The 16,628-nt window shown below is 73.1% G+C and carries 14 protein-coding genes; 4 read left to right on the top strand and 10 right to left on the bottom strand.

Annotation, left to right across the window (positions count from 1 at the left end; translation table 11 throughout):
• Window positions 1-87 precede the first annotated feature (87 nt).
• The 10 genes from BJ971_RS08395 to BJ971_RS08350 all read right to left on the bottom strand — a co-directional run bounded on the left by BJ971_RS08395 (window position 88) and on the right by BJ971_RS08350 (window position 12,531).
• On the bottom strand, window positions 88-810 hold the full coding sequence (locus BJ971_RS08395) for a PP2C family protein-serine/threonine phosphatase (RefSeq protein ID WP_184991347.1): 723 nt from the start codon (window positions 808-810) through the stop codon (window positions 88-90).
• Window positions 811-910: 100 nt separating this feature from the next.
• On the bottom strand, window positions 911-1,930 hold the full coding sequence (locus BJ971_RS08390) for a hypothetical protein (RefSeq protein WP_184991345.1): 1,020 nt from the start codon (window positions 1,928-1,930) through the stop codon (window positions 911-913).
• The gene (locus tag BJ971_RS08385; protein WP_184991343.1) at window positions 1,927-3,039 is read right to left on the bottom strand and encodes a transporter substrate-binding domain-containing protein; all 1,113 of its coding nucleotides are present in this window, start codon (window positions 3,037-3,039) and stop codon (window positions 1,927-1,929) included. The genes BJ971_RS08390 and BJ971_RS08385 overlap by 4 nt, the downstream gene beginning before the upstream one ends.
• 56 nt (window positions 3,040-3,095) lie before the next feature.
• Window positions 3,096-3,470 (bottom strand): membrane protein insertion efficiency factor YidD, encoded by a 375-nt coding sequence (gene yidD / locus BJ971_RS42615; protein WP_239087323.1) that lies wholly within the window; start codon window positions 3,468-3,470, stop codon window positions 3,096-3,098.
• Between the two features lie 28 nt (window positions 3,471-3,498).
• The gene (gene treZ / locus BJ971_RS08375) at window positions 3,499-5,229 is read right to left on the bottom strand and encodes a malto-oligosyltrehalose trehalohydrolase (protein WP_184991339.1); all 1,731 of its coding nucleotides are present in this window, start codon (window positions 5,227-5,229) and stop codon (window positions 3,499-3,501) included.
• A complete protein-coding gene (gene treY, locus BJ971_RS08370; protein ID WP_184991337.1) occupies window positions 5,226-7,508 on the bottom strand; it encodes a malto-oligosyltrehalose synthase in 2,283 nt (760 codons plus the stop codon). The genes treZ and treY overlap by 4 nt, the downstream gene beginning before the upstream one ends.
• A gap of 1 nt (window position 7,509) precedes the next feature.
• Entirely contained in the window at window positions 7,510-9,621 is a 2,112-nt protein-coding gene (gene glgX, locus BJ971_RS08365) for a glycogen debranching protein GlgX (protein WP_184991335.1), read from the bottom strand.
• Between the two features lie 170 nt (window positions 9,622-9,791).
• Window positions 9,792-10,712 carry a ketopantoate reductase family protein gene (locus BJ971_RS08360; protein WP_184991333.1) on the bottom strand — a complete coding sequence of 307 codons (921 nt, stop codon included), beginning with the start codon at window positions 10,710-10,712 and terminating at the stop codon, window positions 9,792-9,794.
• Complete coding sequence (locus tag BJ971_RS08355) at window positions 10,709-10,972, bottom strand: UBP-type zinc finger domain-containing protein (RefSeq protein WP_184991331.1); 264 nt, start codon at window positions 10,970-10,972, stop codon at window positions 10,709-10,711. Before BJ971_RS08355 ends, BJ971_RS08360 begins: the two co-directional genes overlap by 4 nt.
• Window positions 10,969-12,531 carry a Na+/H+ antiporter gene (locus BJ971_RS08350; protein WP_184991329.1) on the bottom strand — a complete coding sequence of 521 codons (1,563 nt, stop codon included), beginning with the start codon at window positions 12,529-12,531 and terminating at the stop codon, window positions 10,969-10,971. Before BJ971_RS08350 ends, BJ971_RS08355 begins: the two co-directional genes overlap by 4 nt.
• Before the next feature lie 142 nt (window positions 12,532-12,673).
• Between BJ971_RS08350 and BJ971_RS08345 the strand changes: the two genes are divergently transcribed.
• From BJ971_RS08345 to BJ971_RS08330, 4 genes are read left to right on the top strand one after another with little or no spacing between them, the layout of a single operon-like run.
• On the top strand, window positions 12,674-13,684 hold the full coding sequence (locus BJ971_RS08345; protein WP_184991327.1) for a 3-oxoacyl-ACP synthase III family protein: 1,011 nt from the start codon (window positions 12,674-12,676) through the stop codon (window positions 13,682-13,684).
• Window positions 13,681-14,412 carry a glycosyltransferase family 2 protein gene (locus BJ971_RS08340; RefSeq protein ID WP_184991325.1) on the top strand — a complete coding sequence of 244 codons (732 nt, stop codon included), beginning with the start codon at window positions 13,681-13,683 and terminating at the stop codon, window positions 14,410-14,412. Before BJ971_RS08345 ends, BJ971_RS08340 begins: the two co-directional genes overlap by 4 nt.
• A complete protein-coding gene (locus BJ971_RS08335; RefSeq protein ID WP_184991323.1) occupies window positions 14,412-15,866 on the top strand; it encodes a class I adenylate-forming enzyme family protein in 1,455 nt (484 codons plus the stop codon). Before BJ971_RS08340 ends, BJ971_RS08335 begins: the two co-directional genes overlap by 1 nt.
• On the top strand, window positions 15,863-16,597 hold the full coding sequence (locus BJ971_RS08330; protein ID WP_184991321.1) for a glycosyltransferase: 735 nt from the start codon (window positions 15,863-15,865) through the stop codon (window positions 16,595-16,597). Before BJ971_RS08335 ends, BJ971_RS08330 begins: the two co-directional genes overlap by 4 nt.
• Window positions 16,598-16,628 lie beyond the last annotated feature (31 nt).

Raw genomic sequence — 16,628 nt, 5'->3', positions numbered from 1 at the left:
GCCGTCCCGCGACCGGAGTAAGGTACCGCAGCCCCCGCCCCCTGCGGAAAGTCCGCGGTCGCGCGGTGCCGCGGCACTCATCCGGGGTCAGTCGATGGCTGTCAGATCAGCGACAATCACCGTGATGTTGTCCGGGCCGCCACCCTGTAGGGCGAGGTCGAGCAGGCGCTCGGCGCAGGCCTGCGGCCCGTCGCCGGCGAGCAGCTCCGCCTCGATCGCCTCGGCGGCGACCACGGTGGTGAGACCGTCGCTGCACAGCAGCCAGCGGTCGCCGGCCTCCGGCTCGACGATGACGTAGGACGGGCTGACCGGCTCGCCCTGCAGCGCCTGGGTGACCACCGCGCGGCGGGGATGGCTGCCCGCCTCCTCCGGCCGGATCAGGCCCTGGTCGACCAGCATCTGAACGTACGTGTCGTCCTTGGTGAGCTGGTTCAGCCGGCCGTCGCGCAGCAGGTAGGCGCGGGAGTCGCCGACGTGTGCCAGCGCGGCGCGGTCACCGGAGAAGATCACGGCGGTCAGCGTGGTGCCCATGCCCTGCATGGCGGGGTCGGCGGCGACGGTCTCGGCTATCCGGCCGTTCGCCACCTCGAGCGCCTTGTGCAGCGCGTCCATCTGACTCTCGTTGTCGATCGCGACGTCGAGCGAGACCATCGCCTCGACGGCGATGCGGCTCGCGACGTCACCGGCGGCCATGCCGCCCATGCCGTCGGCCACGACGAGCAGCCGGTCACCGGCGTAGTGCGCGTCCTGGTTGTTGCTCCGGACGTGGCCTTTATCGGTGACGGCAGCCCACCGCAGGTGCAAGGTCATGGCGTGCAGCCTGCCAGGTCACGTCCAGCCTGTCTGCACGTGGTCCGCGGCGCGTCGCGCCAACCGGCGTGTACCTGCGCAAATTCGCTGCTCGTCCCGGTCACCGCGGCCGGCCGAGGCAGCGCGGGTCGACCTCGGTGGCCCGCCGGGTCGGCGCGACCCACTCGAGCGTGGATTCGTCGATCGCCCATCCGCGTACGGTGATGCGGCTCTTCTGGGTCCGGATCGGCTCGGGGCACAGGGTCTTGGACCGCACCTGATCGTTCGGGATGAACACCACCTCGCCGCCGCGCTGGAGGATCGTGGTGGCGGTGTCGTCGACGGTGATCAGCTGGCCGCGGATCACCCGGACCGGCGCGCCGTCGTCGCCGGCGACCTCGACCGCGCTGTTGGGCAGCACGGGCGCGCGCAGGAAGACCACCCCGATCACGAACGGTGCGGCGATCATCGCCGCGACCGCGGGCCAGTGCGTCGCCAGCCGGGCCGCGCGCGGCGGCACCGGCCCGGTGAGCAGCCAGCCGAGCAGCGGCGGCACGACCAGCAGCACGGCGGTGGCGGTGTCGCCCGCGGCCAGCGCCGTCTGCACGCCGGGCCGGACCCAGATCAGCACGACCACGCCGAGCGCGATCGGCACCACCAGGGTGACCACGGCCAGCATCCGGCGCTCGCCCGGATAGCGCTGCACCGCGGTCAGCGCGACGATGACGGCGGTCAGCATGATCAGCGCGGGCAGCAGGCGCAGCTGCCAGGTGAAGCCGGCGAGCACCACCGCGACGGCCACCACCCAGTCCGGCATCCGCAGGGCGGTCAGCGCCAGCAGCGAACGCCGGGCCGCGTCCTCCGGGTCCGGCGAGCTGACCAGCAGCAGGCCGCCGAGGGCGCGCAGCACCAGGACCACCGCCGGTACGGTCCAGATCAGCGTGATGATCAACGCGCTGATCATGCCGAGCGGGCTGATGTACTGCACCAGCAGCAGCATCGTCGGCAGGTCCTGCCGGCTCAGGTACCAGAGCCGCAGCACGAGCAGCACCAGCGGGAACGCCGGCAGGGCGGTGAGCAGCCAGTTGAGCTGGGCGCGTCGGACCCGGCGCGGCGCCCGGGGCAGCGACGTCACGGTCACGGCGCCACCTCCTCCCAGGGCAGCTCGCGCACGTTCGGGCGGGTGGTGTCGGGCTGCTGCGGGCGGGCCAGCGGGACGCGCTTGCCGTCGGCCTGCCGGTTGTTCGGGGTCTCGGGCAGGATGTTGGCCGCGTAGGCCTGCTCCCAGCGCGGGTCCTTCGGGTCCTGGAAGGACCGGTAGAGGGTGAGGTTCACCAGGTCGCGCAGCGCCTCGTTGGCGCCGACGCTCACGCCCCAAGCCTCGGTCTTGTCCAGCCCCAGGTCCCAGTGGTCGTATTTGTCCGGGTAGCGGGCCTTGTAGCCGCCGAGGATCGCCGCGTCGGTGGTGATCGCGTCGACCAGGTTCCTGTCGAGCAGGTCGAAGCACTCCGAGACGCGGTTGCGGTTCACCAGCCGCGCGCCGGCCGCGGCCGCGGCCGCCACGCTGGTGGACGCCGACAGGGTGCAGACGTTCTTGCCCTTGAACTCGCCGAGACTGGCTACCTTGTCGTGGCCCTTGAGCGTGATCACCGACTGTTCGGTGTGCAGGTACGACTGGGTGAACATGACGTTCGGCTCGGCCTCGCGCTCCGGCGTGATGCTGTAGCTGGCGATCACCATCTTGACCGGCACCGGATTGCCGCCGAGGTCGGTCGCCTCCATCCGCGCCCGGTCCTCGCTCTCGATCCCGTAGAACCGCACCTCGTCGCGGCGGAACCCGAGGTCCTCGGCGATCATGTAGGCGATGTCGATGTCGAATCCCCGCCAGTCGCCTTGCTTAGGATCGCGCTCGGCGATGCCGGGCTGATCGTCCTTGACGCCGATGGGCAGCGTCTTCCACTCGTCGACCCCGGCGGCCCGGCGCAGGTCCTCGACCGAGGGCGGCCCGATGTGGAACAGCCACACCCAGAAGAACGTGAGCGTCAGGACGAGGACCACCCCGACCGCCACCAGGCGCCACGGCGCCAGCGAGCCGCCCCAGGTGCGCACGACCTGTTCGGGCTGGGTGAAGGTGCGGCGCAAACCCTCCATCGTGCGCTGGGCCCGCGCCGGGCGGGGACGGCGCCGCACCGGCACCTGCCGGTGGATCACCGCCTTGCGGAACCGGGCCTCGCCGTTTTCCTCGTCCATCGTCGGCAATGCCCTTCGTTACCCGTTCTCGGAGCGGCAATGATGCCCGACCAATGTCACGGAACGGGGTCCGCGGTCCCGAACGCGACACCCGGCCGGCAGCGCCGCAGCCGGCCGGCCGTCAGCCGCAGCCCCTTGCCGGTGCCGTAGCGCCGCACGGCCTCGAGACCGTAGGCGCTGCACGTCGGCGTGTAGCGGCAGCGGGTGGGCAGCCGGGGCGAGACCCTGCGGTAGCCGCGGATGGCGGCGGACACGGCGGCGTCGGTGCGCCGCGACCGCCCGCGCGCACCCAGGCCGGCGAAGGCGAGCAGCGCCGTGCTCAGCAGGCCGAAGTCGCAGCACGGCAGGTCACAGACGTCGCAGTCGCAGCTGTCGCAGCCGTCGTACCACCTGCTCTTCTTGCGCCCGCCGCGCTTCTTTCGTCCCCACATGACGACCATGGTGACCTACGGGTGCGACCTAGCCGAGGGCGATCACCGCGGCGGTCTCCGGCGGCAGGTCGACCCGGTCGCGTTGCAGTACCACGCCCGGCCCGGTCGCCAGCAGCACGCCGCGCGGCGCCGCGGGCAGGCTGACCGTTCGGGGCACCCCGGCGAGGTTCGCGGCGACGGCACAGTCGCCGCGGCGTATCACCACGTACCGGTCGCCGTGCCGGACCTCGACCCGGTCCAGCCGCGGGTCCGACAGGTCGGCCCGGCTCCGGCGCAGCGCGATGAGCCGCCGGTACAGGTCGAGGATCTCCGCGTGGCCGGGCTTCTCCCGCTCGGACCAGTCCAGCTTCGACCGCAGCAGCGTCGCCGGGTCCTGCGGGTCCGGCACCTCGGCCTCGGCCCAGCCGTGCGCGGCGAACTCGCGCCGCCGGCCGTTCTGCACCGCCGCGGCCAGCTCGGGCTCGGGGTGGCTGGTGAAGAACTGCCAGGGGCTGCTCGCCGCCCACTCCTCGCCCATGAACAGCATCGGCGTGAACGGCGAGGTGAACAGCAGCGTCGCGCCGATCTTGAGCAGGCCGGGCGACAGGCTCGCCGACAGCCGGTCGCCGGTCGCGCGGTTGCCGATCTGGTCGTGGTTCTGCAGGTACGCGACGAAGCGGTGCCCCGGCGTCCGGGCGCGGTCGACCGGGCGGCCGTGCCGGCGCCGGCGGAAGCTGGACCACGTGCCGGCGTGGAAGAACGCGCCGGTCAGCACCGTCTCCAGGCACTCCAGCGAGCCGAAGTCGCCGTAGTAGCCCTGCCGCTCGCCGGTGAGCAGCGCGTGCAGGGCGTGGTGCGCGTCGTCGTTCCACTGCGCCGGCAGGCCGTGACCGCCGGCCTCGCGCGGGGTGATCAGCCGCGGGTCGTTCAGGTCCGACTCGGCGATCAGCGACAGCGGGCGGTTGAGGTGGGTGGAGAGGGCGTCCACCTCGACCGCCAGCTCCTCGAGCAGGTTGACCGCGCCGTTGTCGACGAGCGCGTGCACGGCGTCGAGCCGCAGGCCGTCGACGTGGTAGTCGCGCAGCCAGGCGAGGGCGCTGTCGATGACGTAGCGGCGGACACCCTGCGACAGCGGGCCGTCGAGGTTGACCGCGGCACCCCACGGGTTGGCGCCGGCGCTCAGGTACGGCGCGAACATCGGCGCGTACGCGCCGCTCGGGCCGAAGTGGTTGTAGACGACGTCGAGCACGACGCCGATGCCCCGGCCGTGAGCGGCGTCGACGAACCGCTTCAGCCCGTCCGGCCCGCCGTACGCCTCGTGCGGCGCGTACCAGCAGACCCCGTCGTATCCCCAGTTGTGCTCGCCGTTGAAGGAGGCGACGGGCAGCAGCTCGACGAGGTCGACGCCGAGGTCGGCGAGGTGGTCCAGGCGCGCGGCGGCCGCGTCGAAGGTGCCCTCGGCGGTGAACGTGCCGACGTGCAGCTCGTACAGCACGGAGCCGGGAAGCTGGCGGCCGGTCCAGGCGCCGTCGGTCCAGCCGAAGGCCGAGTGGTCGTAGACCCGGCTGGGGCCGTGCACGCCCGCCGGCTGCCACGGCGAGCGCGGGTCGGGCAGGGGGCGGTCGTGGCCGGCCAGCAGGTAGGCGTAGTCCGTGCCGTGTCCCGCCTCCGGCACGTCCGCGCGCCACCAGCCGTCGTCGCCCCGCTCCATCTCCCGGTCCGTCCCGTCGATGCGCAGCCTGACCGCCTGCTCCGGCGCCCACACCCCGAAGCGCGTCACTGCTCTCGCACCAGGAGCGCGACGGGGTACGTGTGCAGGAGTTCGGCCACCGCCAGCCTGCTGCCGCCGTAGCTGGTATTTGTGAAGACTTCCGTCCAGGTGTGGCCGTCGAGTGACAGCGACGTGTCGTGCCACCCGCCGTGGCGTGACAATCCGACCGGCAGGCGGGTCGCCACCGCCACCGCGCCGCCGCGGTCGAAGGCCATCACATGGTCGCGGACCCGGCCGTCGGCGAAGACCGGCCGGTAGCCGGTGAACAGCTCGGGCCGGCGACGGCGCAGGCGCAGCGTCCGGCCGGTGACCAGCAGCTTCGCGGCGCCGGTTGCGTCGATAGGCGGCTGCCAGCCGTCGTCGACGCGGCCGAGCAGCTCCCGGCGCAGGCCGAAGTCGACCGGCCGCCGGTTGTCGGGATCGACAAGGGAGAAGTCCCAGAGCTCGGTGCCCTGGTAGGTGTCCGGCACGCCGGGCATGGCGAGCTGTACCAGCTTCTGGCCCAGCGAGTTGGACCAGCCGGGCGGCGTGATCGAGGCCGCGAAGTCGGCGACCTCGCCGTGCAGGGCCGGGTCGTCGTAGATCCGGTCGACCATCTCCCGCAGCGCGGTCTCGAACTTCTCGTCGGGGCGCCGCCAGGTGGTGACGGCGCCGCTCTCGCGCGCGGCCTTGAGCGCGTACGCCTGTAGCCGGTCCCGCTCGATCGGCCAGGCACCGACGGCCGCCTGCCAGATCAGGTGTGCCAGGGCCGGGTCCGGCAGCGGGGCGGTACGCACCCAGCGGCGTACCACCTCGGTCCAGTCGCCGGGCAGTTCGGAGAGCACGGCGAGCCGGGCCCGGACGTCCTCGCTGCGCTTGGTGTCGTGGGTGGACAGCGTGGTCATGCCCGTGGGCCACCACTGCTGCCGCTCCTGCGCGTGGTCGTGGAACCCGTCCGGGTGCACGCTGAACTTCGACGGGTCACCGCCGACCTCGTTGCGGGCGGTGAACCGGGTCCACCGGTAGAACGCGGTGTCCTCGACGCCCTTGGCCATTACCGCGCCGGTGTACTGCTGGAACCGCACCGCCAGCTCGTCGTCCGGGTCACGCAGCCGGGCGGTGAGCTGGTCGAGGACGCCGATGAGCGCGGGCTGGCGGCGGCCGGCCTCGGACCGGGCCTCGGCCAGATGCCGGGTGCCGGTCGGCAGGTAGGAGCGGTAGACGGGGAAGCAGGCGGCGAGCTCGGCGAGCGCCCGCGGCGCGGCCGCGATCTCGGGCACGAGCCGGCACATCCGGGCCAGCTCGGCGGCGAGCTGGACGGTGGCGACGTGCAGCTTGGTCCGGTGCACCAGGTCCTGCCAGCTGGTCTCGCCCCCGATCAGGTGATGGTCGAGGGTGTCGAAGAACGCCTCGGTGCCCGGGTCGACGAAGACGCCGCAGACCTCGGCGAGCGCGTCGTAGCCGGTGGTGCCGGCCACCGGCCACCGCGGCAGCTTCTCACCCGGCTCGAGGATCTTCTCGATCACGATCCAGGCGTCCGGCGCGGCCTCGCGCAGCCGGTGCAGGTAGCCGCCCGGGTCGCGCAGGCCGTCCGGGTGGTCCACCCGGATGCCCTGCACGCCGCCCTCGGCGTACCAGCGCAGGATCTCGCGGTGGGTGGCCTCGAAGACCTCCGGGTCCTCGACCCGCAGCCCGGCCAGGTCGACGATCGAGAAGAACCGGCGGTAGCCCAGCTCCGAGTCGCCGCGGGTCCAGGCGACCAGCTCGTAGTGCTGGCGGTCGTGCACCTCCCGCGGGGTGCCCTCGCCGGTGCCGTCGGCGATCGGGAAGCGCCGGTCGAAGTAGCGCAGCTCCCGGCCCTGCCCGGAGTCCTCGATGGTCAGCTTCTCGAGGGCGTCCGGCTCGTCGGCCAGCACCGGCAGCAGCAGCCGGCCCCGGGACCAGTCGATGTCGTAGAACTTCGCGTACGCCGAGGACCGCCCGTCGCGCAGCACCTCCCACCACGTCGGGTTCGCGGCGGGCATGGCGACGCCGGCGTGGTTGGGCACGATGTCGATCACCAGGCCCAGCCCGGCCGCGTCCAGGGCCGCCTTGAGCGCCAGCCGGCCCTGCTCGCCGCCGAGTGCCGGGCTGACCTGGCCGTGGTCGACCACGTCGTAGCCGTGCCCGGAGCCGGGCACCGCGGTGAGCAGGGGCGCGGTGTACAGGTGACTGACGCCGAGGTCGGCCAGGTAGTCGACGAGCTCGGCGGTGTCCTTCAGGGGGAAGCCGGGGTGGACCTGGACGCGGTAGGTGGCAGAGGGGTGCAATTTAGACCATCCTGTCCAAAACAACTAGCGAGCGGTCCGGCACGAGGATGGCGGTGCCCGACTCCACGATCGACGGGCGTTCCGGCGAGGGCTCGGCCGTCTCGATGACCCTCTCCCACTTCTCGCCGTACTCGGCGGGCGGCGTGCGGAACTCGATCGGCGCGTCGTGCGCGTTGAAGAACAGCAGGAACGAGCTGTCGACGTGGCGCTGGCCGTACTGGCCGCGCTCGCGGATGCCCTCGCCGTTGACGAACAGCGCCACGGCCCGGCCGAAGTCGTTGCCCCAGTCGTCGCCGGCCATCTGGCGACCGTCCGGGGTGAACCACTCCAGGTCGGGCAGCGGGTCGCCGCCGCCGCGCGCCGTCACCGGCAGCCCGGTGAAGAACCGGCGGCGCTGGAACACCTGGTGGCGGTGCCGGAACGCGGTCAGCTTGCAGGTGAACTCGAGCAGCGTCCGGTCGGCGTTCTCCCAGTCGATCCAGCTCAGCTCGTTGTCCTGGCAGTAGGCGTTGTTGTTGCCCTGCTGGGTGCGGCCCAGCTCGTCGCCGTGCGAGATCATCGGCACGCCCTGGCTGAGCATCAGCGTGGCCAGGAAGTTGCGCCGCTGCTTGGCCCGCAGCCGCAGGATCTGGCGGTCGTCGGTCGGTCCCTCGGTGCCGCAGTTCCAGGACCGGTTGTGGCTGTCGCCGTCCCGGTTCTCCTCGCCGTTGGCCTCGTTGTGCTTGTCGTTGTAGGAGACCAGGTCGTTGAGGGTGAAGCCGTCGTGCGCGGTCACGAAGTTGATCGAGTGGAAGGGCTTGCGGCCGTCGTCCTGGTACAGGTCGGCGGAGCCGGTGATGCGGCTGGCGAACTCCGCGAGGGTGGCGGGCTCGCCGCGCCAGAAGTCGCGGACCGTGTCGCGGTACTTGCCGTTCCACTCGGTCCAGTTCGGCGGGAAGTTGCCGACCTGGTAGCCGCCGGGCCCCACGTCCCACGGCTCGGCGATCAGCTTGACCTGCCCGACCACCGGGTCCTGCTGCACCACCTCGAAGAAGGTGGACAGCCGGTCGACGTCGTAGAACTCGCGGGCCAGCGTGGACGCCAGGTCGAACCGGAAGCCGTCGACGTGCATCTCGGTCACCCAGTAGCGCAGCGAATCCATGATCAGCTGAAGGCTCTGCGGGCTGCGCACGTTGAGGCTGTTGCCGGTGCCGGTGTAGTCCATGTAGAAGTTGGGCTGATCGTCCACGAGCCGGTAGTAGGTCCGGTTGTCGATGCCCTTGAGGCTCATCGTCGGCCCGAGGTGATTGCCCTCCGCCGTATGGTTGTAGACGACGTCGAGGATCACCTCCATCCCGGCCGCGTGCAGCGCCCGGACCATGCCCCGGAACTCCTGGGTCTGCTGGCCGAGCGAGCCCATCGCCGAATAGCCGTGGTACGGCGCGAAGAAGCCGATCGTGTTGTAGCCCCAGTAGTTGCGCAGGCCCAGGTCGGCGAGGCGGTTGTCGTGCACGAAGTGGTGCACCGGCATCAGCTCGACCGCGGTCACGCCGAGCTTCTTGAAGTGCTCGATGATCGCCGGGTGGCCGATGGCCGCGTACGTGCCGCGCAGGTCGTCGGGCACGTCGGGGTGCCGCTCGGTGAGGCCCTTGACGTGGGTCTCGTAGATCACCGAGTGGTGGTACGGGATGTCCGGCCGCCGGTCGTTGCCCCAGTCGAAGTACGGATTGACGACCACGCCCTTCGCCATGTGCGGCGCCGAGTCGAGATCCGACATCTCGTCGGGATTGTCGAAGTCGTAGGCGTAGAGCGACGGATGCCAGGCGACGTCGTCGTCGACGGCCCGCGCGTACGGGTCCAGGAGCAGTTTGTGCGGATTGCACCGCAGCCCCCGCGAGGGGTCGTACGGCCCGTACACCCGGTAGCCGTACCGCTGCCCCGGCTCGACGCCCGGCAGATAGGCGTGCCACACGAAGGCGTCCTGCTCGTGCAGCTGGACCTTCCGCTCGTTGCCCGACGGATCGAAGAGACACAGCTCTACCGCCTCGGCGACCTCGGAGAAGATCGCGAAGTTGGTGCCCGTGCCGTCGTACGTCGCGCCCAGTGGATACCGGTGACCCGGCCACACCTGCATGTGCTGCTCCCGCCCTCGACCGTCGGTGTGCCCGGCGGTCGCGAGGGCCTCGCCGCGGGCACGTCTGCGGTAATTCTCACCGACCGCACCGAGGGCGGCCCCGCGACTGTCCGGTTACCCGCCGATACTTCCCGCTTACACGTGAGCGTCGTCACCGAGCATAGGGCCGTTCAGTCCTCCCTGCCGCGGGCGTAAATCGACAGGCTCGTGTACGCCGCCGCGAACAGCGGGGCGTCCACACCCAGCCGCTCCGCGTGCGCCACCAGGTCACCGACGATCTCGTCGGCCTCCACCGGGCGGCCCGCCCGCATGTCCCGGTACAGCGACGAGGTCGTCGGCACGTCGCGGGCCGTCAGGCCGGCACGCAGGAACTCCACCGCCGCCGCGCGGGGCGGGTGGCCGGCCGCCGTGCCGATCGCGATCGCCTCGTCCGCCACCCGCTCGGCGAAGGCCAGGCCGCCGGGCGCCGCCGTGATGTCGCCGACCGTGCCGCGCAGGAGCGTCGTCGCCACCCCGAGGGCGGCCAGGAAGAGCCACTTCTCCCACATCCGCGCGACGATCCCGGTCGTCGGCTCGGAGGCGAAGCCGCCACCCGACAGCGCCTCGCCCACCGCCGCCAGCCGCGGGTCCGCGCCGCCGTCCAGCGGCCCGTACGCGAGCCGGTGCAGGCCGGTCAGTTGCACGACGTCGCCGTCGTCGTCGAGCGTGCCCGCGATCATGCAGACGCCGCCGTACACGTGCCCGGCGCCGAACGCCGCCACCAGGGCGTCGACGTGCCGCATGCCGTTGAGCAGGGGCACGATCACCGTCTCCGGCCCGACCGCCGGCCGCAGGTCGGCGATCGCGGCGCCCAGGCCGTAGCCCTTCACCGCGACCACGATCAGGTCGTACGGCCCGTCGAGCGCGTCCGCAATCACCGTGCGCGCCTTGATGACGCTCTCGCCGTCGGGCGAATGGATCCGCAGGCCGCGATCGGCGAGCACCGCCGCCCGGCCGGGCCGGACCAGGAACGTGACGTCCCGGCCGGCCTCGGCCAGCCGGCCGCCGAAGTAGCCGCCGGTCGCCCCGGCGCCGACGAACAGCGTCCTCATCCGAGGATCTCGTCCACGAAACACCACCGCCAGGTCTCGCCCGGCTCGTAGGAGCGCATCACCGGATGATCCTCGGTCTCGTGGTGCCGGGACATGTGCCGGCGCGGCGAGGAGTCACAGCAGGCCACGTGCCCACAGCCGAGGCAGAGGCGCAGGTGCACCCAGTCGTGGTGGCCGTCGGCCACGCACTCCGGGCAGCCACCCTCGTACGGCGCACGCGGTTCCGGCGCGCCGGCTTCCTTGAGATGCTGGCAGGTCAATCTTCACTCCGGTTCAGCTGGGACTCTTCGAGGTCGAGCTCGCGCTGTGCGCGGTTGAGCACCTCTTCGGAGATGCGCCCCTCGTTGCGGGCGACCTTGAAGACGTGGCGCTCCGCGGCAATCATCTCCCGCCGCAGCCGACCGTACGCGGCCGACGGGGTCTCCTGGTCCTGATTGCCCAGCCGCTCCCAGGCGACGTTGGCCCGGCTGCCGGTCAGCGCCCGCAGCCGGTCGACCACCGAGCTCGGCGCGCCGCCGGCCTGCTCCTCGAGCCGCTCCAGCGCCGCCCGGCTGGCCGCGTGCTGCACGCCGGCCTCGGCCAGGGCGTCCTCGGCGCTGTTGTCCTCCACGACGCCGAGGCGGCGGGCCAGCATCGGCAGGGTGGTGCCGTGGATCAGCAGGGTGAGCACGATGATCGCGAACGCGACGAAGACGAACAGGTCGCGCGGCAGGCCGTGGCTCGCCTCAAGGGTCAGCGCGGCGGCCAGGGTGACCACGCCGCGCATGCCGGCCCAGGCGATCACCGTCGGCACCGCGATCGGCGGCCGCTGCTCCCGGGCACGGACCCGCGGCACCAGGCGGGCCAGGTAGGTGGCCGCATAGAGGTAGGCGAACCGGACCACGACCAGGGTCAGGAAGACCGCGAGGGTGACCGAGATCGCGGTGGCCCAGTCCTGCTCGACATGGCCGATGAGCTCGCGCAGTTGCAGGCCGACCAGGAGGAAGACGACGCCCTCCAGCAGGAAGACGATCAGCCGCCAGACCGCGTCCATCTGCAACCGCGAGGTCGCCGACAGCAGGTAGGGGATCCGGTGTCCGAGGTAGAGCCCGGCCACCACGACGGCCACCACACTGGAGGTCTCCAACCGCTCGGCCACGATCACCACGACGAACGGGGTGAGCAGCGATACGGCGTCGTCCAGCAGCGGGTCCTCGATCTTCTTGTGCAGCCAGGCGGCGCCGAGCGCGAAGGCGATGCCGATCAGCACCCCGCCGCCGGCCTTGAGGGCCACCTCCTCGGTGATGTCCCAGAAGCCGACTGCCGTTCCGGCCAGCGCGCCGGTGGCGATCCGGAGCAGCACCAGCGCGGACGCGTCGTTGAGCAGGCTCTCACCCTCGAGGATGGTGACCACCCGGCGGGGCAGGCCGATCCGGCGGGCGATCGCGGTCGCCGAAACCGCGTCGGGCGGCGCCACCACGGCGCCGAGGGCGACGCAGGCCGCCAGCGGCACGCCGGCCGGCAGCAGCGCGTGCACGACGAATCCGACGGCCAACGCGGTCACCACCACGAGCCCGACCGCCAGCAGCAGGATCGGGCGCAGGGCGCGGCGGAACGCGACGACGCTGGTCTGCAGCGCGGCGACGTAGAGCAGCGGCGGCAGGACGCCGATCAGTACGAGTTCGGGCTCTACCTCGAACTTCGGCAGCCCCGGCAGGTAGGAGAGGCCGAGGCCCGCAACCAGCAGGACGAGGGGCGCGAGGAGGCCGAGCCGGCGTGCGAGCGCGGCGCCGAGCACGGCGATCGCCACCAGCACCACCGTGTCGGCAATGGGTTCCATACCGCGAAAGCTTAGAGAGCGCGCCGGCAGCTGCCTGTGGCATCAGCCACGTCCCGCGGCCCTGTGCCTGAGCGCCGGACCTGGAAAGAATGAGCCGTTCTACTCACGCCGCGGACCCCGGCATTGACGAAGGCTGGCGCCCATGACAATGACCGCTCCCCGCGTGGGCATCACCCAGGTGGCCTCCTTCCTGCCGGAACAGCAGGTGACGACCGCCGACCTGCAGCGGCGCGTCACGGTCGCAAGTGGCCTGCCGCTGCCGGACGGGATGTTCGCGCAGACCACCGGCATCGAGACGCGCCGGGTCGCCGCCGACGACGAGTACGCCTCCGATCTGGCCATCGGCGCCGGCCGGCTGGTCCTCGAGCAGGCCGGCCTGGACGCGCTCGACGTCGACCTGCTGCTGTTCGCCTCGGCGACGCGGGACATGATCGAACCGGCGACCGCGCACGTCGTCCAGGCGGCGCTGGGCGGCCGGGCGCACGCGCTCGACGTGACGAACGCCTGCAACAGCTTCCTCAACGGCATCGACCTGGCCCGCTCGATGATCCTGGCCGGCCGGGCCCGCCGTGCGCTGGTGGTGACCGGCGAGACGCCGACCCGCGCGATGCGGCCGCGGCTGGACGGCATGGCACAGGCCCGGCGGTCCTTCGCCGGCTACACCTTCGGCGACGCGGGCGCGGCCGTGCTGGTCGAGCCGGTGGCGACCGGCGGGATCCTGGACGTGGACGCCGAGACGCACTCGCGGCACTGGTCGGCCGGCGGCATCTTCGGCGGCGGATCGCGGCATCCGCGCGGCGACGAGCACACCTACTTCACCGGCGACGGGCACCGGCTGCGCGGCGTCTTCGAGAAGATCGGGCTGGGCCTGGTCGAGCGGGTCAACCATCGCACCGGCCTGACCTGGGACGACTACGCCCGGGTGCTGGTGCACCAGGTGACGATGCCGTACCTGGAGCGGTTCGTGGAGATCGCCGGGGTGCCGGTCGACAAGCTCGAGGTGACCGTCCCCGAGCTGGGCAACATGGCAAGCGCGACGCTCGGCGTGCAGCTCGCCCGGGTCCGATCGCGGCTGCGGCCCGGCGACCGGGTGCTGCTGCTCGGCCTCGGCGGCGGGGTAAGCCTGATGACCATGGTCTGGGAGGTGTCGTGACCGAGCTCTGGGTGATCGTTCCGGCGTACAACGAGGCGGGGCGGATCCGGCAGACCCTCGACGCGCTCGCCGCGCAGACCGACCGCGCGTTCGAGCTGCTGGTGGTGGACAACGGCTCCACGGACGACACGGCCGGGATCGCCCGCGCGTTCGCCGCGCCGTTCCCCGTGCACGTGCTCGTCGAGCCGGAGAAGGGCGTCGGCTGCGCGGTCGACACCGGCTTCCGGCACGCGATCGCGGCCGGGGCGACCATGCTGGCCCGTACCGACGCGGACTGCCTGCCCCGGCCCGGCTGGGTGGCGGCCGCCCGGGCCGGGCTGGCCGGCGGGGCCGGGCTGATGTGCGGCCGGATCACCGCCCGCCGCGACGAGCACGGCCCGCTCGGCCGGGCGTTCTTCCGCGTGCTCGTCGCGCTCGCCGCGGCCTTCGGCCGGCTGCGCCCGGCACACCGCGGCGACGGCTACCTGGCGCCCTACCGGATGCACGCGGGCAACAACATGGCGATCACCGCGCGGCTCTACCAGGCCTGCGGCGGGATGCCGCGGCGGCCGTCGCCGACGGACCGGGCCTTCCTCAACCGGGTACGCGCGAGCACGTCCGCGATCCGGCACAGCCGCGCGATGGTGGTCGAGAACTCCACCCGGCGGCTGGCCGCGTACGGGGTCGTCGGCACCGCGAAGTGGTATCTCGACCGCGGCAGCGGCGCGCTGACGGCGGATCCCCGCTGATGCTCGACGCACTCATCGCGGGCCTGCGCGACGACGACGACCGCCCGGCGATCCTGTCCACCCGGCGCACCGGCCGCACGGTGGTGCTGGCGACCCGCGGCGACCTCTCCCGGCTCACCGGCGGCTACGCGACGGCACTGCACGCCCGCGGCCTGACGGCCGGTGACACGGTCGGCGTCGCCGTACGCCCGGGGCCGCGCTCGCTGGCGGTGGTGCTGGCCGCGTACCGGCTGGGTCTGCGCGTCGCGGTGCTCGACCCGACCGCCGGGCCGGACGTGCTGCTGGCCCGGCTCGCCCTGGCGCGGCCACGGCTGGTGCTCGCCGACGCGGCCGCGCAGGCGGTCGCCGGCTGGGCCGCACCGCTGGCCCGCCGCGCCCACCTCGCCCTGCCCGACCTCGCGGCGCTGGCGCCGACGGTGACGATCGGGCGGCGGCTGCCCGGCACCGCGCCGGTCCTCGCACCGGCGGGCGGCCCGCGGCCGCGGGATCACGACGGCGACGGCGACGCGGTCGTGGTCTTCACCTCCGGCACCACCAGCCGGCCGCGGGCGGTCGTGCACACCCGGGCGAGCGTGGCCGCGGGCATGCGCGCGGTCCGCGACCTGTTCGAACCGGTCCCCGGCCGGGCCGTGCTGGGCGGCACCTTCTTCGTGCTGGTGCCGTCGCTGGCGGGTGGCGCGCCGGTGGCGCTGCCCGCGCGCCGGGCGGGCGTGCTGGCCCGCCAGCTGGCCCGGCTGGCGCCGCAGGCGACCTACCTGACGCCGCCGGAGCTGCGCGCGGCCCTCGCGGCGTCGGCGCGGTTCACCGGCCGGGTCTACAGCGGATCCGCTCCGGTGAGCGCGCACCTGCTGGCGGCGGTCCGCCGGGCCGGCGCCGAGCAGGCCTGGTGCGTGTACGCCCTCACCGAGGTCTTCCCGGCCGCGGCGGTGGAGAGCGCCGCGAAGGGCGCCTTCTCCGGCGAGGGTGACCTGGTCGGCGAGCTGCTGCCGGGCCTGCGCGCCCGGGTCGGCGAGACCGGCGAGCTGCTGCTGGCCGGGCCGAACGCGGCGGACCGCTACCTCGGCGAGGAGCCGATGGAGTGGGTGGCGACCGGCGACGTCGGCCGGGTGAACGGCGCGACGGTGGTGCTCGGCGGCCGCCGCAAGGACATGATCCTGCGCGGCGCCGAGAACATCTACCCCGGCCTGTACGAGCCGGCCCTGCACGTGCCCGGCGTCGAGCTGGCGGTGATCGTCGGCGTGCCCGCCGGCGACGGCGACGAGCGGGTCGTCGCCGTGGTGCAGCCCGCGCCGGGCGCCGCGCCGGACGCGGTCCGGGCCGCGCTGCGCGAGCCGCTGCGGCGGATGGGCTCGGCGCGGCCGGACGCGGTGGTCCTGGCCGAGATCCCGCTCTCCGGCCGGTCCCGCAAGCCCGACCGCGCGGCCACCTCCCGGCTGGCGGGTGCGGCACCGTGAGGGACCTCGCGGTGATCCTGCCCGCCTACAACGAGGCCGCGCTGCTGCCGGGTGCGCTGGCCGCGCTCGCGGCACAGTCCGATCGGGACTTCACGCTCGTCGTCGTGGACAACGGGTCCACGGACGACACCGCGGCGCTGGCCGCGGCGTTCCCCGGCGACGTCGAGGTGGTCCGGGAGCGCGAGCCGGGCGCGGGCACGGCTGCGGACACCGGCTTCCGGCACGCGATCGCGGGCGGCGCGACCCGGCTGCTGCGCACCGACGCCGACTGCCTGCCGGCCACCGACTGGGTGGCCACCGGCCGGTCACTGCTCGACGGCGCGGACCTCGCCTGCGGCCGCAGCGTCCCCCGCCGCGACGAGCGGCCCAGCCTCGCGGAGCGCCGGCTCTACCCGGCCGTGGTCCGGCTCGCCGCCCGGTACGGCCGCCTGCGCCACCGCTCACCCGGGTTCCGTTGCCCGTTCGTGCTGGTGCACGGCCACAACCTGGCGATAACCGCGGAGCTCTACGCGCGCTGCGGCGGCACACCGCGCGAGGCACTCGGCGACGGCTCGGAGGACGTGACGCTGCTGAACAGGGCGCGCCGGCACAGCGACCGGATCGTCCGCGCCGAGCACCTCGTGGTCGAGTCGAGCCTGCGCCGGCTGCGCGCGTGGGGACCACGCCGGACGCTGCTGTGGCACTGGGACCGGCGCTACCGCCCGGCGAACGACGCGGTGCACGTCCGATGAGCGAGCTTGCGAGCGAATCATCAACTCAGTT

Source organism: Amorphoplanes digitatis, assembly GCF_014205335.1.
Classification (GTDB): domain Bacteria; phylum Actinomycetota; class Actinomycetes; order Mycobacteriales; family Micromonosporaceae; genus Actinoplanes; species Actinoplanes digitatus.
The sequence above is the reverse complement of the archived record's forward strand: the minus strand, read 5'-3'. Positions and strand labels throughout refer to the sequence as shown.

What these genes read in the sequence shown, in the direction of transcription:
- BJ971_RS08395 (WP_184991347.1), bottom strand. Translation starts at nt 810, where the DNA reads ATGACCTTGCACCTGCGGTGGGCTGCCGTCACCGATAAAGGCCACGTC.
- BJ971_RS08385 (WP_184991343.1), bottom strand. Translation starts at nt 3,039, where the DNA reads ATGGACGAGGAAAACGGCGAGGCCCGGTTCCGCAAGGCGGTGATCCAC.
- yidD (WP_239087323.1), bottom strand. Translation starts at nt 3,470, where the DNA reads ATGTGGGGACGAAAGAAGCGCGGCGGGCGCAAGAAGAGCAGGTGGTAC.
- glgX (WP_184991335.1), bottom strand. Translation starts at nt 9,621, where the DNA reads ATGCAGGTGTGGCCGGGTCACCGGTATCCACTGGGCGCGACGTACGAC.
- BJ971_RS08360 (WP_184991333.1), bottom strand. Translation starts at nt 10,712, where the DNA reads ATGAGGACGCTGTTCGTCGGCGCCGGGGCGACCGGCGGCTACTTCGGC.
- BJ971_RS08350 (WP_184991329.1), bottom strand. Translation starts at nt 12,531, where the DNA reads ATGGAACCCATTGCCGACACGGTGGTGCTGGTGGCGATCGCCGTGCTC.
- BJ971_RS08345 (WP_184991327.1), top strand. Translation starts at nt 12,674, where the DNA reads ATGACAATGACCGCTCCCCGCGTGGGCATCACCCAGGTGGCCTCCTTC.
- BJ971_RS08335 (WP_184991323.1), top strand. Translation starts at nt 14,412, where the DNA reads ATGCTCGACGCACTCATCGCGGGCCTGCGCGACGACGACGACCGCCCG.